Source organism: Lentiprolixibacter aurantiacus (assembly GCF_026241225.1).
Lineage (GTDB): Bacteria > Bacteroidota > Bacteroidia > Flavobacteriales > Flavobacteriaceae > Lentiprolixibacter > Lentiprolixibacter aurantiacus.
Genome location: NZ_JAPFQP010000003.1, coordinates 133,421 through 152,787, shown reverse-complemented (window position 1 = coordinate 152,787; position 19,367 = coordinate 133,421). Strand labels below are relative to the sequence as shown.

The 19,367-nt window shown below is 45.4% G+C and carries 15 protein-coding genes; 5 read left to right on the top strand and 10 right to left on the bottom strand.

The features are described from left to right. Positions 1 to 4: 4 nt before the first annotated feature. Positions 5 to 1,126: an iron-containing alcohol dehydrogenase family protein gene (locus tag OO016_RS10070; RefSeq protein ID WP_266013205.1), complete on the top strand. Its 1,122-nt coding sequence runs from the start codon at positions 5 to 7 to the stop codon at positions 1,124 to 1,126. A gap of 32 nt (positions 1,127 to 1,158) precedes the next feature. Then, positions 1,159 to 1,698 (top strand): 1-acyl-sn-glycerol-3-phosphate acyltransferase, encoded by a 540-nt coding sequence (locus tag OO016_RS10065; RefSeq protein ID WP_266013203.1) that lies wholly within the window; start codon positions 1,159 to 1,161, stop codon positions 1,696 to 1,698. Positions 1,699 to 1,789: 91 nt separating this feature from the next. Here OO016_RS10065 and OO016_RS10060 read toward each other — a convergent pair whose 3' ends face one another. From OO016_RS10060 to thrA, 8 genes are all read right to left on the bottom strand, one after another. Then, positions 1,790 to 2,293 (bottom strand): hypothetical protein, encoded by a 504-nt coding sequence (locus OO016_RS10060; RefSeq protein WP_266013201.1) that lies wholly within the window; start codon positions 2,291 to 2,293, stop codon positions 1,790 to 1,792. A 138-nt stretch (positions 2,294 to 2,431) separates the two neighbouring features. Then, positions 2,432 to 3,142, bottom strand: a complete 711-nt coding sequence (locus OO016_RS10055) for a YebC/PmpR family DNA-binding transcriptional regulator (protein ID WP_266013200.1) — start codon at positions 3,140 to 3,142, stop codon at positions 2,432 to 2,434. Positions 3,143 to 3,210: 68 nt separating this feature from the next. After that, positions 3,211 to 3,495, bottom strand: coding sequence for a 4a-hydroxytetrahydrobiopterin dehydratase (locus OO016_RS10050; RefSeq protein WP_266013198.1), 285 nt, complete (start codon positions 3,493 to 3,495; stop codon positions 3,211 to 3,213). A gap of 39 nt (positions 3,496 to 3,534) precedes the next feature. Then, positions 3,535 to 4,383, bottom strand: coding sequence for a sugar nucleotide-binding protein (locus OO016_RS10045; protein ID WP_266013196.1), 849 nt, complete (start codon positions 4,381 to 4,383; stop codon positions 3,535 to 3,537). Further along, positions 4,384 to 5,475, bottom strand: coding sequence for a glycine cleavage system aminomethyltransferase GcvT (gene gcvT, locus OO016_RS10040; protein WP_266013194.1), 1,092 nt, complete (start codon positions 5,473 to 5,475; stop codon positions 4,384 to 4,386). Positions 5,476 to 5,580: 105 nt separating this feature from the next. Further along, the gene (gene thrC, locus OO016_RS10035; protein WP_266013192.1) at positions 5,581 to 6,876 is read right to left on the bottom strand and encodes a threonine synthase; all 1,296 of its coding nucleotides are present in this window, start codon (positions 6,874 to 6,876) and stop codon (positions 5,581 to 5,583) included. 24 nt (positions 6,877 to 6,900) lie between these two features. Continuing rightward, positions 6,901 to 7,830, bottom strand: coding sequence for a homoserine kinase (locus OO016_RS10030; protein ID WP_266013191.1), 930 nt, complete (start codon positions 7,828 to 7,830; stop codon positions 6,901 to 6,903). 3 nt (positions 7,831 to 7,833) lie between these two features. After that, positions 7,834 to 10,278, bottom strand: a complete 2,445-nt coding sequence (thrA, locus tag OO016_RS10025) for a bifunctional aspartate kinase/homoserine dehydrogenase I (protein WP_266013189.1) — start codon at positions 10,276 to 10,278, stop codon at positions 7,834 to 7,836. Between the two features lie 263 nt (positions 10,279 to 10,541). On the opposite strand from thrA, the gene OO016_RS10020 reads away from it, so the two are divergent. Further along, on the top strand, positions 10,542 to 12,092 hold the full coding sequence (locus tag OO016_RS10020) for an NAD(P)H-hydrate dehydratase (RefSeq protein ID WP_266013187.1): 1,551 nt from the start codon (positions 10,542 to 10,544) through the stop codon (positions 12,090 to 12,092). A 16-nt stretch (positions 12,093 to 12,108) separates the two neighbouring features. On the opposite strand, the gene OO016_RS10015 is transcribed toward OO016_RS10020, so the two are convergent. Both OO016_RS10015 and OO016_RS10010 read right to left on the bottom strand, forming a co-directional pair. Beyond that, a complete protein-coding gene (locus OO016_RS10015) occupies positions 12,109 to 12,516 on the bottom strand; it encodes an STAS/SEC14 domain-containing protein (protein ID WP_266013185.1) in 408 nt (135 codons plus the stop codon). A gap of 189 nt (positions 12,517 to 12,705) precedes the next feature. Continuing rightward, entirely contained in the window at positions 12,706 to 15,258 is a 2,553-nt protein-coding gene (locus OO016_RS10010; RefSeq protein WP_266013183.1) for an ATP-dependent Clp protease ATP-binding subunit, read from the bottom strand. 260 nt (positions 15,259 to 15,518) lie between these two features. Here OO016_RS10010 and gyrA point away from each other — a divergent pair, with 260 nt between their 5' ends. After that, positions 15,519 to 18,062 (top strand): DNA gyrase subunit A, encoded by a 2,544-nt coding sequence (gyrA, locus tag OO016_RS10005; RefSeq protein WP_266013181.1) that lies wholly within the window; start codon positions 15,519 to 15,521, stop codon positions 18,060 to 18,062. Positions 18,063 to 18,096: 34 nt separating this feature from the next. Continuing rightward, on the top strand, positions 18,097 to 19,359 hold the full coding sequence (locus OO016_RS10000) for a tetratricopeptide repeat protein (RefSeq protein WP_266013179.1): 1,263 nt from the start codon (positions 18,097 to 18,099) through the stop codon (positions 19,357 to 19,359). Positions 19,360 to 19,367: the final 8 nt, after the last annotated feature.

Sequence of the window (19,367 nt, the reverse complement as noted above, 5' to 3'; positions counted from 1 at the left end):
GGCTATGAACGAGAAGAAGGAAATAGAAACAGACACCATGAAGGCACGAAAACCCTTCAGAAACTTCCCTATGGTACCAAGAGTTGTTTTTGGACGGGGTAGTTTCGACCAGTTGGGAGATATCCTGCTGGCCCGGAGGATAAGTATTGATGCGCCTATGATCTACCTGGTAGATGATGTTTTTGAAGGAACTGAACTCGTTGGACGCCTGCCTGTTATCTTTCAGGACCAGGTGATCTTTATTTCTGCTGATGAAGAGCCAAGTACAATTCAGGTAGACACCCTTGTGGCGCGGATTAAGACAGATCATTCGGAAAGGCCCTCCGGGATAATTGGGATTGGCGGAGGCACTCTCCTGGATCTTGCCAAGGCAGTTTCTGTAATGTTAAATAATAAAGGAAGTGCAGCCGAATATCAGGGGTGGGACCTGGTACAGCGTCCTTCTTGCTATCATGTGGGGATACCTACTATAAGCGGTACCGGTGCTGAGGTCTCCAGAACTACTGTACTCTCCGGACCTGAGCGCAAACTGGGAATCAATTCGGATTACAGCACATTTGACCAGGTGATCCTGGACCCGGATCTGACCGAGGGGGTTCCTAAAGATCAGTGGTTTTACACCGGAATGGATTGCTATATCCACTGTATTGAATCCCTGCAGGGTACTTTTCTGAATGCTTTCAGCCAGAGCTATGGTGATAAAGCCCTGCAATTATGCCGGGAAGTTTTTCTGGGAGATCTACCACCGGAGGAATCCAGGGATAAATTGATGATGGCCTCCTGGCACGGGGGCATGAGCATCGCCTATTCGCAGGTTGGAGTAGCCCACGCTATGAGCTATGGGCTGTCATTTATCCTGGGCATACGCCACGGGCTTGGCAACTGTCTGGTATTCCAGCACCTGCAGGACTATTATCCCGAGGGTGTTGCCCAATTTCACCGCATGATGGTCAAGCACAATATAAGCCTGCCCACTGGGGTATGTGCCGGACTCACTGAAAAGGAGCTGGATCAGATAGTCGAAATTGCCCTGGGCATGGTTCCCTTATGGGAAAACGCCCTCGGACCGGATTGGAGATCTAAGGTGAGCCGTGAAGACCTGAAAAGAATTTACCGTAAGATTTAACCAATAAGGGACATTATTACTGCAGCACTTTTATGAAAGCACTGGCTTCATTTATTTATTTCAGACTCATGGGATGGAAACTCACTGGAAATTTCCCGGATGTACGCAAATGCGTGGTAATCGTTGCCCCCCATACAAGCTGGGTAGATTTTATTGTGGGTTTACTGGTGCGGAAAATAGTAGGTCTGGAGATCAACTTCATTGGCAAAAAGAGCCTGTTCAGACCACCTTTTGGGTGGTGGTTCCGATCCCTGGGCGGTACCCCGGTAGATCGTTTCAAAAATGAGGATACGGTGGCATCTATTAGCAGGATCTTTAATTCCAGGGATGAATTCCGCCTGGCATTATCCCCTGAAGGCACGCGGAAAAAAGTGGAAAAATGGCGTTCCGGTTTCTACTATATTGCTAAGGCGGCGGAAGTTCCCATAGTTATGGTTGCCTTTGACTTTGGTAAAAAGGAAGTGAAGATCTCTGATCCGGTATGGCCCACGGATGATAAGGAAATGGACTTTAAAACTTACCTGGAATTCTATAAGGGGGTGGAGGGTAAAATACCTGAATTTGGGATATAAAAAAATCCTCCAATGCCTGAATTTTAGTTCAGGCACAGGAGGCATCTACCACCAGACTCTTAAAGCAAAGCATTATCGTTTGAAAATACTTTTAGTCCCTGACAAATTTCAGATATACGGAAGCACATTCTTCATTTCCATCATCATCAAAATCAAATTCCGCAGTTTCAGGGCCTCCATTAAGTGTGAAGGTATTCCCAGATAAAGTATCCCCGAAATAAGTAGGATCGTCGGGTGGGTCATCATCAAATTGAATGGCGAAAAATTCACCGTTTTCAAAGTACATTTTTCCTGTAATAATTTCATCATCCACATCATCCGGGAAGGTAATGGTTAGAGTGAACCTACCGGTGGTCTGTACAACCATAGTTGCAGTAGCACCTTCGGCAATGATGTCGACAGATGATGGTTCTACCGTTCCGCTTCCACAATAGGAAAATCTGATTTCAGTGGCAATCCACGTTCCTGCCAGATCGGAAATGGCATAAGATGGACCTTCGTTAACTTTTGCATCTTCATCATCTGAAGAACAGGAGAGAAGCAAAAAGGCAAAAAGGAATAAGGGAGCAATGAGGATTTTGGACAGCGTTTTCATGGTGACACATATTTAGGTTAAACAACAGGGCCAGGTGGGAAAAATAGCCTTGAAACGATTACTAAACCAAAAATAATGGTAAGCCCATTGAATTGAAATGATCCTGATCAGCTCAGATGAGATGTAAGAAAGGATGTTTTACTCCTGCATGGTGTGGAAGACGTTCTGAACATCGTCGTCTTCTTCAATTTTTTCAAGCAGTTTTTCTACGTCTTCAACCTCCTCAGGGGCGAGTTCCTTGGTGACCTGTGGAATGCGATCAAAACCGGAGGACAGGATTTCGATTCCACGGGATTCCAGTTCCTTCTGAATAGCACCAAAGCTTTCGAATGGAGCGTAGATATGGATACCGTCTTCATCTGTAAAGACTTCTTCCGCGCCAAAATCTATCATATCCAGTTCCAGTTCCTCCGGATCAAGACCTTCTCCGTTTATGCGGAAGTTACAGGTATGATCAAACATAAATTCTACTGAACCCGAGGTGCCCAGGCTGCCGTTGCATTTGTTGAAATAGCTACGGATATTGGCAACCGTCCGAGTGTTGTTATCAGTTGCGGTTTCTATTAGGATGGCAATGCCATGTGGGCCATACCCCTCGAACAGGACCTCCTTATAATCGCCCTGTGATTTATCCGTCGCCCGTTTGATGGCCCGTTCAATATTGTCTTTGGGCATATTGACGGATTTCGCATTCTGAATCACAGCCCGCAGTCGTGAATTGGAATCCGGGTCAGGTCCGCCTTCCTTTACGGCCATCACAATGTCTTTTCCAATGCGTGTAAAGGCCTTGGACATGGCTGCCCAACGCTTCATTTTTCTTGCTTTCCTGAATTCAAATGCTCTTCCCATGCTTCGTTTTTGACGGTATCAAATTTAGCATATTTTACCGCTCCGGCAAGATGCCCGGGACATTGTCACTAGTTCGAAATAATATCCTGGACCGCATGGGCCAACTGAAAATCCTTTTCGGTTATCCCCTGGGCGTCATGGGTGTTCAGTGCAATATGCAACTGGTTGTATACATTTTTCCAGTCCGGATGATGATTCAGTGCCTCACACTCAAATGCAATCCGGGTCATTACAGCAAAAGCTTCCCGGAAATCCTTGAATTTCAGATTGGTCTCAATGGCTTTTCCGGTGTAGTTCCAGCCGGGTATTTCTTTGATCCGTTCTTCAATTTGTGCTGATGTAAGTTTTTCCATTTTAATCCCTTTAAATATAAAACAATGTACATTCCCTTTTTAAACTACGAGGTGGTGATCTATGATTTCCTGATAGCTGATCCTCAGGTTTTTGGGAAGCAGGTTTTTCCTGGGTAAAACAGCCAGGTAGCGCTCCTGGTTTGTAGTGTAAACCCGCTTGAAGATGGGGTTGAAACTCCCTATTCTCTCTACTACTTCCTTGATAAAATCCTCATGGTGTACAAGGTCTTTGCTCCCCAGGTGGAAGATACCCCTTTTGTTTCGGTTTATGAGGTAGTGTATTTGTTGTGTCAGCCGGTCATCATTGGTCACATTAATGACCAGGTTGGGAAATACCTCAATTGGCTCATTCTTCCAGATCTGTTTCTTAATATCCCGGATGCGTGGCGATGTATTGCCAAAAACCATGGGAACTCTGAGTATAGCCATTTTGGATTTGGGCAGCCTCAGTAGCATGTTCTCGATTTTAATCTTCAATCGGCCATAGACGCTCTCAGACAGGGTCTTGTCGTCTTCGTACGAAGGAAATTTGCTGTAAGCATCAAAAACATTTGCCGATGATATGAAGAACAGGGCACAGTTATTCTTAGTGAGGTATTCCACCATATGCTGATGTGCCTGTATCTGGGCTGCAAAGCTTCCCCGGAGGGCGGAAATAATAACATCGGGTCTTATTTTCTCAAGCAACTGTACAATATCGTCTTCCTGCATATCGTACTTAAGGAATTGTTGATTGTCTTCAAATGACCTCCTGGCAGAACAATAGGTGCCGTAAGTATTGTAATAGTTGCAAAGCTCCTTGTAAATGGCATTTCCAAGGAATCCGCTTCCTCCCAGAATCAAAACCCTTTTACTCCCTTTTTCCTTCTTCCCCCTGTCGTCCGACATTTACTTTTCCACTTTATAAAAAGGTAGTTTTACAATTTTTGCGGGTACAGCTTTTTTACGGATTTGAATGTATATGATGTTATCTGCAGATGCCTCTGATACAGGCACATAACCCAGTCCTATACCTAAGCCAAGCGAAGGGGACATAGTTCCGGAGGTAACCTTTCCCATCTCTTTTCCCGCTTCGTCCACAATTGAATAACCCTGTCGTGGTATTCCCCTCTCCTGTAATTCAAAAGCGATCAGCTTTCTTTTTGGACCTTCTTCCTTTTCTCTGGCAAGTGCCTCATGGTTCACAAAGTCTTTAGTGAATTTGGTAATCCATCCAAGTCCGGCCTCAATAGGCGATGTGGTATCATCTATATCGTTTCCATACAGGCAATAGCCCATTTCCAGGCGCAAAGTATCCCGAGCGGCCAGTCCGATAGGTTTTATTCCGTAAGCTTCTCCTGCCTCAAACACCCTGTTCCAGACCTGTTCCACCTCTTCATTTTTACAATAGATTTCAAATCCACCCGAACCGGTATACCCCGTTGCAGATATGATCACATGGTCGATTCCGGCAAAGTCGCCTACAACAAAATTGTAAAACTTGATTTCAGAGAGGTCAACGGAGGTTAGGGACTGCATGGCCTCCACGGCCAACGGCCCCTGTATGGCAAGCAGGGAATAGGCATCGGAAATATTGCGCATTTGCGCACCAATGCCCGTGTTGTATTTGGATATATGTGCCCAGTCCTTTTCAATATTTGAGGCATTTACAACCAGCAGGTATACTTCGTCCTTGACCCTGTAAATTATCAGGTCGTCCACGATGCCCCCGCTTTCATTAGGCATACAGCTGTACTGTGCCTTCCCAACAGTTAGTTTGGAGGCATCATTGGAGGATATCTTTTGTATAAGACTAAGGGCATCAGGACCTTCGATAAGGAACTCTCCCATATGTGATACGTCAAAAACCCCCACGCCTTTTCTTACGGTTTCGTGTTCAATGTTTACTCCTTCATAGGATACCGGCATTTCGAAACCGGCAAAGGGAACCATTTTAGCCCCTAGGGATTTATGCACATCGGCCAGCGCTGTTTGCTTCATTTCAATTATGAATTTTGATCGTCCAAATTTACCTAAAATAACAGAGACCCGCAGGTGCCAGGTTATCCGTTTATTTAAATTAATGTTAATTGCTTCAGCCCCCGATCAGGAGTTGAGAAGGTACTCCTTTAGTTCCTGGTAGTTTGAGATGGATAGTGCAACTTTTTTTCGTTTCAAAACCATTTCAATTTGGGGGGGAATGCTTAGCTCCGATCCCAGGGTTTCCCTAACTACATCCAGGAATTTGATTGGATGTGCCGTCTCCAGGAATATTCCATAGGAATCCGGATGTTCCTCCTGATACCTCTTCAGTCCCAAATAACCCACAGCACCGTGCGGATCAGCAATATAATTGAATGTCTGCTTTAATTGGACCATGGCATTCCGGGTTTGGGAATCGGTATAGGAGTAGCTGGAAAGTATTTTGCTCAGTTGTTGGAAGTCATTCCCAAATAACTCCATAATCCTGATAAAATTACTAGGATTCCCTACATCCATTGCATTGGAAATGGTGGCAATGGAGGGTTTGGGGTGGTACACCTGACTTTCCATGAAATTGGGAACCGTATCATTGACATTGGTAGCTGCGATAAAATGCCTGCAGGGCATTCCCAGCTTATGAGCAACCATGCCCGCACAGATGTTTCCGAAATTACCGCTGGGCACCGAAAAAACCAATTCTCTGTTATGACCTGAAACTTTCCGGTAAGCAAACAGGTAGTAAAACATCTGGGGCAGCCAGCGTGCTACATTGATGGAATTGGCCGAAGTTAGTTTTCTGTTGCCATTAACGTCTTCATCCAGAAAGGCTGTTTTGACCATGTTCTGGCAATCGTCGAAAGTTCCCTCCACTTCGAGGGCGGTAATATTTTGCCCCAGGGTAGTGAGTTGTTTTTCCTGAATGTCACTAACCTTTCCTGACGGGTACAGGATTACTACCTGTACCCCCTTAACTCCCAGAAACCCATTGGCCACTGCGCCGCCTGTATCCCCTGAGGTAGCTACAAGAATAGTAACCTCCTGGTCACTGTTTCGATTGAAGTAGCCCAGGCATTCAGCCATAAACCTGGCACCCACATCTTTAAAGGCCATGGTAGGACCGTGGAATAATTCCAGCACGGATGTATGCTCGTCCAGTTCCACCATAGGAAAATCAAAATCCAGAACATTTTCCAATATGGATTCCAACTCGTGGTCCGGGATCTCCCCGGCAACAAACTGTGATATGGCCTGGAAGGCTATTTCCGTTTTACTTAAGGAGGAAATAGAATTGAAAAAGGTTTGGGGAAGGGCAGTAAAATTTTCAGGAAAATACAAGCCTTTGTCAGGAGCTATGCCCCGAATTACGGCTTCCCGGAAGGAAACTTTGGGTGCTTTATGATGTAAACTGTAATATTTCATATATACCTACTCGCTGGGAATTACCTACCATTGCTCCAGTACTTTAATTCCCTCCTGGTTGATTTTGGAAACGTGAATTTCAAAGGGAACTCCTACAACTGAATATGCGGATCTAAAAGCATCGGCTACCTCCCTGGCCTTTGCAGAACCTTTGCTCAGGGCAAATACTGAGGGGCCAGAACCGGAAATACCCACCCCCAAGGCACCGGCTTTTACGGCCGCCCCTTTAAGATCGTCATACCCGGGGATCAGCATGGAGCGAATAGGCTCTACTATATGATCTTCCAATGACCTGCTTATGAGGTCATAATCTTCCGTATACAACCCTGCTATTAATCCGCCTACATTTCCCCATTGCCTTATACCATCTTTTAAGGATATACCCGTTTTCAGGATCTTACGGGAGTCTGCCGTCTTAACTTCTATCTGCGGATGTATTATGGTTGCGTATAATTGTTCAGGCGTATTCAGTTTAATAACATCGAGGGGGTCGTAGCTGCGTACCAGGGTAAACCCACCAAGAAGGGCAGGGGCCACATTGTCTGCATGCGCTACTCCGCTTGCCAGTTTTTCTCCCTGCATGGCGAATCGAACCAGCTGATGCCTGTTAAAGGGATTTCCAAGCAAGAGGTTTAGTCCGAAAGCTGCTCCGGCCGCACTAGCCGCGCTGCTGCCGATACCGCTTCCCGGCTTTATTTTTTTCTCAATTTCAATCTCAATCCCACCTGAAAAATCACATTCGCCTAATAGCGCCAGAGCTGCAACCCCGGCAACATTTTGTTCCGTTTCCAGCGGTATTTCCTGCCCAATGATTTTGGTGATTCGGATCCCGGGAGTATCCGTTTTCCTTAGTGTCATCTCATCCCCAACGCTGTCCAGGGCCACTCCAAGCACATCGAACCCGCAGGAAATATTGGCAATTGTGGCCGGACAAAATATGCGTACCCCTTCCATGGCTTAAAAGTTACCTATTCTGATAATATCCGCAAATAGTCCGGACGCAGTAACATCTGCACCGGCACCGGCTCCTTTGACCATAAGAGGCTGGTTTGGATACCGTTCGGTAAAAAACAAAACTATATTGTCACTTCCCTCCAGGTTGTAAAAGTCGTGTCCTTTTGGGATTTGCTGTAGCCCCACACTTGCCTTTCCATTTGCGAATTCGGCAACATATTTCAATCGGCAGTTATTTGCCTTTGCCTGCTGATACTGTTTTTGAAAGTGTTCCTCATATTTTTCAAGTGAGGCAAAAAAGGTCTGGTTGTCCGGGGTGTTGAGGCTTTCCTCAGGCAGAAACGACTTATTCTCAATCTGATCCAGCTCAATGGGGTAACCACTCTCCCTGGCCAGGATCAGAATCTTGCGCATTACGTCTATGCCGCTGAGATCTATTTTGGGATCGGGTTCAGTGAAACCCTGCTCCTGGGCCTGCCTTACCACCTCCTGGAACGTAGTTTGTTCATTGAACTTGTTGAATACAAAGTTCAGGCTTCCCGATAGCACAGCCTGTATCTTGTGTACTTTATCCCCCGAAGCGATCAGGTGCTTGAGCGTATCAATGATAGGTAACCCTGCCCCAACATTAGTTTCAAAAAGGAAAGGTGCATTGTATTCCCTGGAAAGTGCTTTGAGTTCCTGGTAGTTTTCAATGGCAGAAGAACACGCAATTTTATTGCAGGTAACTACTGCAATACTTTTCCTGAGGCAGTCGGGATAGGTCTGGGAAATTACTTCACTTGCCGTATTATCCACGAAAATACTATTGCGGAAATTATTTTGTTTAATGGTATCCAGGAAGGTTATACGATTGGCAGCCTCCCCTTTATCCAATTCCTCACGCCATTGTTTTAAAGGGATGCCTTTTTCGTTAAAGGTCATTTTTCGGGAGTTGGATATGCCAATTACACGCAGGTTCATTTTGAGATTTTTCTTCAGGTAACGCTGCTGCTGCTCAATTTGATCCAGTAGTTTGGCCCCGACGTTGCCGGTACCCATTACATAGAGATTGAGCTGCTTGACCTGTTCCTCGAAAAATTCCTCATGAAGGGTATTCAGGGCTTTTTTAACGTCGGCCTCATCTATAACCGCTGAGATGTTTCGTTCTGAAGCCCCCTGTGCAATAGCTCTTATGTTGACATTATTTTTTCCCAGGGCACTGAACATTTTACCACTCAAACCCTGGTGGCTTTTCATATGGTCCCCAACCAAAGCAATAATGGCAAGACTTTTCTCAACAATAACGGGTTTGATTTTACCCAGGCTAATCTCATAGGCAAAAGCCTCGTTTACCGCGGTTTCGGCCCTATCGGCTTCATTGCTGGAAATCCCCACACAGATGGAATGTTCGGAAGAGGCCTGGGTGATCAAAACCACACTGATATTGGCCAGGGAAAGTACTTCAAAAAAGCGCTTGGAAATACCGGGTATACCAATCATGCCGGGGCCTTCAAGGGAAAGCAGTGCAATATCGGGGATGTTGCTGATCCCCCGTACTGTTCCGCCTTCCAAAATTTGACCCTTTGAAATAAGCGTGCCCGGGGCATCGGGTTCAAATGTATTTTTGATCCGCATGGGTATGCCTTTGGCGAGCACGGGTTGTACGGTTGGTGGATACAGGACTTTGGCTCCAAAATGGGATAACTCCATAGCCTCCTGATAAGAGATTTCCGGTATGGACTTTGCTTGCTTCACAATTTTTGGATTGGCGGTAAACATACCGCTGACATCCGTCCATATTTGCAATTCTTCCGCATCAATTGCCGCGGCTATAACGGCGGCTGTATAATCAGATCCACCTCTCCCAAGTGTAGTAGCGTTACCGGTGACCGAAGATGCTATAAAACCGGGCAGGATATTAATCCGATTTGTGTTTTTTGCAAAATATTCCTGACAATTAGGATTGGTGAGTTCAAATTCTACAACAGCTTTTCCAAAAGTGTTGTTGGTCCTGATCAGTTCCCTACTATCCTTGAACACCGCGTCCATTCCTTCGGCCTGAAAATACTGGCCGATGAGATAAGCGCTCAGGAGTTCGCCAAAACTTACAATCTTGTCTGCCAGTTGAGGGGTTCTTTCCCCTATTAGAAAGGCACCTTCTACGAGGGATTCCAAAACATTAAGCTCTGATTTGATCTTACTTAGGCAGGCACTTTGATTGGCCACGGGGAGCAGGGCTTTAACGGTTTTGATATGCCGTTCTTCAATAACAGAAAGTTTGTCGCCATATCCCGCATCCCGGGAAGCTGCCATGTCCAGTGCATCCAGAAGCAGGTCTGTAACGCCTCCCAGTGCAGATACAACCACAACGCAACTACCAGTTACTGACTGGTCGACAATTTCCCTGACTTTTTGAATATTCTCTGCGTTAGCTACAGAAGTCCCCCCGAATTTTAAAACTACCATATTCTATTTGCCTTAAGAAAAGCAATTTGCGATCCTGTATCATACAGGATCCGGAATCTTTGGTGTTATTTCCTTTCCCTGAAGGGAGCGAAAAAGCTTTTTACCAGGAACAGGAGCGGTTAACCTCCCATGCCTGACTACCCGTTAATTCCTTTATTAATTGGCTTCAATTTAAGATTCAAAAGTAGTACATTTAAGTACCGCAACAAACTACCGGACATACTTTTGACAAGTCCTAATCAACCGGTGTGATATTTTGGAAAATGAAGATTTTTGATGCAGAACAGGTCCGTAAAGCTGATAAATCCACAATGGATTCCCAGAAGATTTCCAGTGATGAACTGATGGAACGAGCAGCCATGGGCCTTTTTCATTGGATCCACAAGAGATTGCAGGGGGCTCCCGTGAAAATAAGCCTGTTTTGCGGTATTGGCAATAATGGGGGAGATGGCCTGGCCCTGTGCAGGCATCTCTGGGAACACGGTTACCATATAGAAGTGTTCGTTGTGAACTATAGTGAATATCGCTCAGAGGACTTTCTTACAAATTTAGCCAGATTAAAGGATCGTAAGATATGGCCCAATTATCTTGATGAAGCCTCCGTGTTACCGAATCTGCAAGACACAGAGCTGGTTATAGATGCGATCTTTGGTATTGGGCTTAACAGGCCTCCTGCGCCCTGGGTTTCCCAAATAATAAAAGGGATAAATAATTCCGGGAAATTTGTGCTTTCAGTAGATATCCCTTCAGGTATGTTTATGGATCAGGCCTTACAAAAAGATCAGGGTGTGATACATGCCACCTACGTTCTGAGCTTTCAGACACCCAAACTGCCTTTTTTCCTCCCTGATACCGGAAGATATGTTGATCAATGGGCTATACTGGATATTGGTCTGGATGAGGAATTCATCCGGAATGAGGAAGCAGATTATTTTTTAACGGAACAGGAGGAAGTCAGGAGTTGTTTGAAGTTCAGGGATAGATTCTCCCACAAGGGAACTTACGGCCATGCGTTGATTGCAGGGGGAAGTTTTGGGAAGATTGGTGCAGTAATACTTTCAGCTCGTGCAGCCCTGCTTACCGGCTGCGGATTACTCACCTTGCATGTACCTGGGTGTGGATATGTGCCTTTGCAAACAGCCGTTCCCGAAGCTATGGTACAGACAGACAAGGGCGAAAAGTATGTTACTGGTATTGAGATTGACTGGAAAGCAGACGCCATAGGTATAGGCATAGGCCTTGGGAGGGAAAATGCCACGGCATCAGCTCTGGGGGCATTCCTGAAAAAGCACAAAACACCCCTGGTGCTGGATGCAGACTCCCTGAATATTCTCTCTGAAAACACGGAGATGTTGTCGTTGATGCCAGAAGGTACTATTCTCACCCCGCATCCCGGAGAACTGGCCCGCTTAATTGGAGCCTGGAATGACGATTTTGAAAAATTGGAAAAAGCAAAGGCCTTTGCTGATCAATACGGGTGTGTGCTCGTTATTAAAGGGGCTTATACGCTGATTATTCATAAAGGTAAGGGGTATATTAACCCCACTGGCAATCCTGGTATGGCCACAGCTGGTAGCGGTGATGTACTAGCAGGTATTATCACCAGCCTTCTGGCTCAGAAATATGATCCCCTGGCTGCCACCCGACTGGGTGTGTATCTTCACGGACTAGCCGGTGATATAGGGGCACATAAACTTGGAGAGGAAAGCCTTACAGCATCAGGAATTCTGGAGCATATATCTGCCGCTTTTGCCTATTTAAGGAATAGGGATATCCCATCAGATCCTGAAGACAAAGCCCAGGAGGAACAATAATCAAAATATTAAGATCTTATTTGGGGGTTTTTACCCTTCTGTTCACCCAGGCAACGGCATTGTTGTAATCGATAAAGAACTTCATGGGTTTTTTGAAGAACATCTTTTCGATCTTGAAGTTGTGCATATCCATTTGTTTGACCGAAACAATAGCAAAGGCTTTAAGGTTTTCCATTTCTCGCACGTAGGTGTAGATAATAGGATCAATGGCGTAGGAATTCTTGCGCAGGCTTATGAATCCAAAATCGCGGTCTTTGAAGTGAATTTCCGCAATTCCAATAATCTGATATGCCCTTTCCAGGGTTATGGTGGCTCCTTCGTTAAAGATCCCAACCATGTATTTCTTATAGACCTGTACCTTGCCAATATCCAGTTGATATTCGCGGACTACTACGGTCTTTTTGTTAGCCCCTCCAATTTTCATTCTCTAATAGTGTCTCTTAACGAAAGTAGTGGCAAGTGCAATGGACAAAAAATAATTTAGACCAATAGCAGAAATATCGTTTATCCGGTTGCAGGGTGTGCTCAGCTGTGTTGCTTTTCCTACTTGAGGTGGAGGAAAATAAATGGGCCCTTTGAAGGGCCCACTACATTATTAAAAAATACTATTGTTTTACTCTGCCTCGGAAGACTTCTTGGCTTTCTTGATTTTAATGGAAAGTTTGTCTTCTTTCTCATTGTAATCCATTGAAATACTATCTCCTTCTTCCAGTTTGGAGTTAACGATTTCTTCGGCCAGGGCATCTTCAATATATTTCTGTATAGCCCTTTTCAGCGGTCTAGCACCGTATTGCTTGTCGAATCCTTTATCTGCGATATAATCCTTGGCTTTTTTGGTAAGGCTAAGGTTATACCCGATTTCCTTGATCCTCTGGAACAACTTAGCCAGCTCAATATCAATGATCTGGTGTATGTGCTCCCTTTCCAGCGGGTTAAAGACAATAACATCATCTATCCTGTTAAGGAATTCAGGGGCAAAAGCCTTTTTTAAAGCATTTTCAATGACTGCTTTCTGGTGGCTGTCTGCCTGGGATTTCTTGGCAGCTGTTCCAAAACCAACTCCCTGACCAAAATCTTTCAACTGTCGTGCTCCGATATTGGAGGTCATGATGATTATGGTGTTTCGGAAATCGATCTTCCTGCCCAGGCTATCGGTCAGGAATCCATCATCAAGTACCTGCAGAAGCATATTGAATACATCCGGATGCGCTTTTTCAACTTCATCAAGCAGGACTACGGAATACGGCTTCCTGCGTACCTTTTCGGTAAGCTGTCCGCCCTCTTCATATCCCACATACCCGGGAGGTGCTCCTACCAGTCGGGAAATGGCGAATTTCTCCATGTATTCGCTCATATCTATCCGAATGAGGGCATCTTCAGAATCAAATAATTCCTTGGCCAGGACTTTTGCCAGCTGGGTTTTACCCACTCCGGTTTGCCCCAGGAAAATGAAAGATCCAATGGGTTTGTTCGGGTCTTTAAGGCCGGCACGGTTTCTCTGGATTGCCTTGGCAACTTTTGCCACGGCCTCATCCTGTCCGATTACATTCCCCTTTATGAGGGCTGGTAACTCGGCAAGCTTATTGCTTTCTGTCTGGGCAATTTTATTTACCGGTATTCCACTCATCATGGATACCACGTCGGCAACGTTATCTTCTGAAACAGTTTCCCTGTGCAGCTTGCTGTCTTCTTCCCATTTTTCCTGGGCTACCGCAAGTTCTTTTTCCAGCCGCTTTTCATCGTCCCGAAGTTTGGCGGCCTCTTCGTAACGCTGTTTCTTGACCACGCTGTTTTTGAGTTCCCTTACTTCATCAAGTTGTTTTTCCAACTCCAGGATCTGTTTGGGAACATCCATGTTCACAATGTGCACTCGGGATCCAGCCTCATCCATGGCATCAATGGCCTTGTCCGGGAGGAAACGATCTGTCATGTACCTGTTGGTCAGTTTTACACAGGCTACCAGTGCCTCATCGGTATAATTAACATTGTGGTGTTCTTCGTATTTGCCCTTGATATTTTTCAGGATCTCTATGGTTTCTTCAACGGTAGTGGGTTCTACCATGACTTTCTGGAAACGACGTTCCAGGGCACCATCTTTTTCTATATACTGACGGTATTCATCAAGTGTAGTGGCTCCAATACATTGAATATCTCCCCGGGCAAGAGCCGGTTTGAACATGTTTGAAGCATCCAGGCTTCCTGTGGCGCCACCAGCACCTACGATGGTGTGGATTTCATCGATGAAGAGGATAACATCATCATTCTTTTCAAGCTCGTTCATCACCGCCTTCATTCGCTCTTCGAACTGCCCGCGATATTTGGTGCCTGCAACTAAAGAAGCCAGGTCCAGGGTAACCACGCGCTTGTTGTATAAAATCCGCGAAACCTTTTTGTTAATGATTCTCAGTGCCAGTCCTTCTGCTATGGCACTTTTACCTACTCCGGGTTCGCCAATAAGAAGGGGGTTGTTCTTTTTCCTTCTGCTGAGGATCTGAGAAACCCGCTCAATTTCTTTTTCCCGTCCAACCACGGGATCCAGTTTGTTTTCTTCGGCCAGTTGGGTAAGGTCACGACCAAAATTATCCAGTACGGGGGTCTTGGATTTTTTGCTTCCTTTCTGGGAGGAAGTTGACCCGAAGGAACCTTCCTTACCTTCCGTGCTGTCATCAGATTCACTGGAAAAGGATTCTGATGTGGTTGGTTCCACATAATCATCCTCACTGGTGATCATGGATTTGAACTGTTCTTTTACTCCATCATAATCTACCTTAAGCTTATGCAGGAGTTTGGTAGTGGGGTCGTTTTCATTCCGAAGAATGCACAAAAGCAGGTGGGCAGTATTGATAGAAGAGCTTTGGAAGAGCTTGGCCTCCAAAAATGTAGTCTTCAACGCCCTTTCGGCCTGCCGGGTAAGGTGCAGGTTCTTTTTATCTTTCTGGCTGCTTCCCGAGTTGGGGTTGGCCGGACTCAATATTTCAACTTTCCTCCGCAAATGATCCAAATCCACATCCAGAGCATCCAGTATGCTGATAGCCTTGCCATTGCCATCACGCAACAAACCAAGCATAAGGTGCTCTGTGCCAATGAAATCGTGGCCAAGCCTCAATGCTTCTTCCTTGCTGTAGGCAATTACATCTTTTACTCTGGGTGAAAAATTATCGTCCATAAAGTATACTTATTCCGTAATAAAATTAGTGATTATCGCTCTAACAAAGGCAAATACCGTACCTATATTCGACAAAGTTGGTCTAAATGACGAAAAAAACATTGATTTACAAAATAATTAACACCCAAATTATCAACGGAAACCGGGCCCAAAAGTGTTGATAAATTCTTTAATAAACTCCTATATAAATACTATGTACGCGGTGATTTTGCGTATATTGGCGTGATATTTTAACCTCATTAAAACGATAAGAATTTCACATGGCGGAAGGAGAAAAACTGATTCCCATAAATATTGAAGATGAGATGAAATCGGCCTACATTGACTACTCAATGTCGGTCATTGTGTCACGTGCCCTGCCAGATGTGCGGGATGGATTGAAACCAGTACACCGCAGAGTACTATATGGCATGCATGAGTTAGGAGTTCGTTCTACAAGTTCCCACAAGAAATCAGCGCGTATAGTGGGTGAGGTATTGGGTAAATACCATCCCCATGGTGATACCTCTGTCTACGATACCATGGTGCGTATGGCTCAGGAATGGAGCCTGCGCTACATGCTAATAGACGGGCAGGGAAATTTTGGTTCTGTGGATGGTGACAGTCCGGCTGCAATGCGATACACCGAGGCACGGATGCGGAAAATTGCAGACGAGATGCTCGCCGATATCGATAAGGATACTGTGGACCACCAGCTCAATTTTGATGACTCCCTGCAGGAGCCAACTGTTCTTCCCACAAGAATACCCAACCTGCTGATAAACGGAGCCTCTGGTATTGCGGTTGGTATGGCCACTAACATGCCCCCGCACAACCTCTCGGAAGTTGTGGATGGTACAATCGCCTATATTGACAACCATGGCATTGAAATAGACGAACTCATTGAGCATATTAAGGCACCTGATTTCCCAACTGGTGGAATTATTTATGGATATGATGGAGTAAAGGAAGCCTTTCACACCGGGCGAGGACGCATTGTTATGCGCGGTAAGGCTACTTTTGAAGAAGTGAATGGGCGGGAGGCTATTATAGTCACCGAGATTCCTTATCAGGTGAACAAGGCCGACATGATCAAGAAAACGGCAGACCTGATCAACGACAAAAAGATCGAAGGGATTGCCAATATCCGGGATGAGTCTGACCGCAAAGGGATGCGAATCGTTTATATACTTAAGCGGGATGCCATTCCTAATATTGTTCTCAATACACTCTTCAAGTATACTGCACTTCAGTCTTCTTTTAGCGTAAACAATATTGCCCTTGTTAACGGACGGCCGCAGCTACTCAATGTCAAGGATATCATCAGTCATTTTGTAGACCATCGCCATGAAGTGGTTGTGCGAAGGACCAAGTTTGAACTCAAAAAAGCAGAAGACCGCGCCCATATACTTGAGGGTCTGATTATTGCTTCAGACAATATTGATGAAGTCATCGCCCTGATACGGGCATCCTCAAATGCCGATGAAGCCAGGGAAAACCTGATGAAGCGCTTTAAGCTTTCTGAAATTCAGGCCAAGGCTATCGTGGAAATGCGATTGCGACAGCTTACCGGCCTGGAACAGGATAAGCTACGGTCCGAGTATGAAGAGATCATCAAGACCATCGCCGATCTAAAGGATATTCTTGCAAACAAGGATCGCCGTATGGAAATCATCAAGGACGAACTTACCGAAGTAAAGGAAAAGTACGGGGATGTAAGGCGGTCTGAAATAAATTTTGCCGGAGGAGACCTCAGTATAGAAGATATGATCCCGGATGAGCAGGTGGTAATTACCATTAGCCATGCCGGATATATCAAAAGAACACCTCTTACCGAATACAAAACACAGCACAGGGGTGGGGTTGGTCAAAAAGCCTCTGCAACCCGGAATGAAGACTTCCTGGAACACCTCTTTGTAGGAACCAATCACCAGTACATGCTGTTCTTTACCCAGAAAGGTAAGTGTTTCTGGATGCGGGTATACGAAATACCTGAAGGTAGCAGAACTTCAAAGGGTAGGGCAATCCAGAACCTGATCAATATTGAGCAGGATGATAAGGTAAAAGCCTTTATCTGCACTCAGGACCTCAAGGACGAGGAATATGTGAACAGCCATTATGTGATCATGGCTACCAAGAAAGGCACTGTGAAAAAGACTTCCCTGGAACAGTATTCCCGACCCAGGCAAAATGGTATCATTGCCATTGGAATCCGTGAAGGTGACGAGCTACTGGAAGCTAAGCTTACCACAGGAACAAGCCAGATCTTCCTGGGACTGAAATCAGGCAAGGCCATTCGCTTTGAAGAAAGCAAGACACGTCCGATGGGAAGGTCTGCTTCAGGGGTTCGCGGAATTACACTTGCCAGTGAAGAGGATGAGGTTATTGGCATGGTTTCTGTCCATAATTTTGATGATGATATCCTCGTGGTGTCAGAGAATGGCTATGGAAAGAGGTCCACTATTGACGATTATCGCGTCACAAACCGGGGTGGAAAAGGAGTGAAAACCATTTCTATTACCGAAAAAACTGGTGGCCTGGTTGCAATCAAGAACGTTTCGGATTCAGACGACCTCATGATTATCAATAAATCTGGAATCGCAATCCGAATGAGTGTGGAGGACCTCAGGACCATGGGAAGGGCAACCCAGGGCGTGAAACTCATCAACCTAAAATCCAATGACTCTATCGCGGCGGTTGCGAAAGTAATGCACGATGAGGATGACCTTGATGATGCAGAAATCCGTAATATTGAGGTGCAAACCGAGGATGGCACGGCTCTTGATACTGATAAGAACGAAGAACCTGAATCCGGGAACGAATAATTAATAAACACTAATACATAAATACATGCACAACATGAAAACAAGGATTTTGATAGTACTGGCTATGGCATTTTCCATGGTTGGTGTTGCACAAAAAACTGAATTGAAAGCGGCAGAAAAAGCCCTGAAAAACGGCTCGAGCACGGAGGCTAAAGCGCAGCTGGAAAGTATAGCCGGTATGATCGGTGGTGCTGACGCCCGTGTACAGGCACAATACTACTATCTCAGGGGAAAGGTCTTTTCAGATCTTGCAAAGAAAGGAGATAATTCTGCCTTTAAGGAAGCTGCAGATAGTTTTAATATGGTATTAAGCACCGAAGAGAATAGTGGTAAGGTCAAATATTCTGACGAGACCCGCCAACTGATGACGGCCATGACCGCTGATCTGGTAAATGCTGCTGTAGATGATAACCAGAACAAGCGTTTTGTTGAAGCCGCTGAAAAGCTGTATATGAGCTACACCATGAGTCCTAAGGATACCACTTACCTCTATTTTGCTGCCAGTAGCGCTGTTAACGCCGCCGATTATCCGACGGCACTTAAATATTACAATGAACTGAAGGATCTGGACTACGACGGAAGCACCATGGTGTACAAGGCAACCAATGTGGCTACCGGAGAGGAAGAGGTAATGGAAAAGATACAGCGCGACCTTATGATAAAATCAGGTGATTACAAGGATCCTGTGGACGAAAAAACACCATCCAGAAGGCCTGAAATTGTTAAGAATATTGCCCTGATCTATACCCAGTTAGGTCAGAACGACAAGGCCATTGCCGCCTTTCAGGAGGCCAGGGCCGATAGTCCTGACGATGTTAATCTTATCCTGAACGAAGCCAATTTATACTACCAGTTAGGTGACAAGGATAAGTTTAAGGCCCTGATGGCAGAGGCTGCTGCTGTTGCACCAGATAATCCTGACCTGCACTACAATATTGGGGTAATCAACATGGAGCAGGATAATTTTGAGGATGCCCGTGCGGCCTACCGCAAAGCACTGGAAATCAATCCAGGCTATGTAAATGCCTCCCTGAACCTCTCTACCACTTACGTTAACGAAGGTAATGCCCTGATCGATGAGATGAATTCACTGGGCAATTCCAAGGCAGATATCGCTAAGTATGATGAACTGAAGCAGAAGAAAGACGCCCTGTTTCTGGAAGGAGTAAGTGTTCTGGAAGAAGCTTTGAAGAACAACCCGGATAACCAGGGAATCCTTACCCAGCTTAAGAACATATACGGAGCACTTGGGGATACCGAGAATTTTATGAGACTTAAGAAATTGCTGGGCGAATAGCACCCGCA

What these genes read in the sequence shown, in the direction of transcription:
- OO016_RS10070 (WP_266013205.1), top strand. Translation starts at nt 5, where the DNA reads ATGAACGAGAAGAAGGAAATAGAAACAGACACCATGAAGGCACGAAAA.
- OO016_RS10065 (WP_266013203.1), top strand. Translation starts at nt 1,159, where the DNA reads ATGAAAGCACTGGCTTCATTTATTTATTTCAGACTCATGGGATGGAAA.
- OO016_RS10060 (WP_266013201.1), bottom strand. Translation starts at nt 2,293, where the DNA reads ATGAAAACGCTGTCCAAAATCCTCATTGCTCCCTTATTCCTTTTTGCC.
- OO016_RS10055 (WP_266013200.1), bottom strand. Translation starts at nt 3,142, where the DNA reads ATGGGAAGAGCATTTGAATTCAGGAAAGCAAGAAAAATGAAGCGTTGG.
- OO016_RS10050 (WP_266013198.1), bottom strand. Translation starts at nt 3,495, where the DNA reads ATGGAAAAACTTACATCAGCACAAATTGAAGAACGGATCAAAGAAATA.
- OO016_RS10045 (WP_266013196.1), bottom strand. Translation starts at nt 4,383, where the DNA reads ATGTCGGACGACAGGGGGAAGAAGGAAAAAGGGAGTAAAAGGGTTTTG.
- gcvT (WP_266013194.1), bottom strand. Translation starts at nt 5,475, where the DNA reads ATGAAGCAAACAGCGCTGGCCGATGTGCATAAATCCCTAGGGGCTAAA.
- thrC (WP_266013192.1), bottom strand. Translation starts at nt 6,876, where the DNA reads ATGAAATATTACAGTTTACATCATAAAGCACCCAAAGTTTCCTTCCGG.
- OO016_RS10030 (WP_266013191.1), bottom strand. Translation starts at nt 7,830, where the DNA reads ATGGAAGGGGTACGCATATTTTGTCCGGCCACAATTGCCAATATTTCC.
- thrA (WP_266013189.1), bottom strand. Translation starts at nt 10,278, where the DNA reads ATGGTAGTTTTAAAATTCGGGGGGACTTCTGTAGCTAACGCAGAGAAT.
- OO016_RS10020 (WP_266013187.1), top strand. Translation starts at nt 10,542, where the DNA reads ATGAAGATTTTTGATGCAGAACAGGTCCGTAAAGCTGATAAATCCACA.
- OO016_RS10015 (WP_266013185.1), bottom strand. Translation starts at nt 12,516, where the DNA reads ATGAAAATTGGAGGGGCTAACAAAAAGACCGTAGTAGTCCGCGAATAT.
- OO016_RS10010 (WP_266013183.1), bottom strand. Translation starts at nt 15,258, where the DNA reads ATGGACGATAATTTTTCACCCAGAGTAAAAGATGTAATTGCCTACAGC.
- gyrA (WP_266013181.1), top strand. Translation starts at nt 15,519, where the DNA reads ATGGCGGAAGGAGAAAAACTGATTCCCATAAATATTGAAGATGAGATG.
- OO016_RS10000 (WP_266013179.1), top strand. Translation starts at nt 18,097, where the DNA reads ATGAAAACAAGGATTTTGATAGTACTGGCTATGGCATTTTCCATGGTT.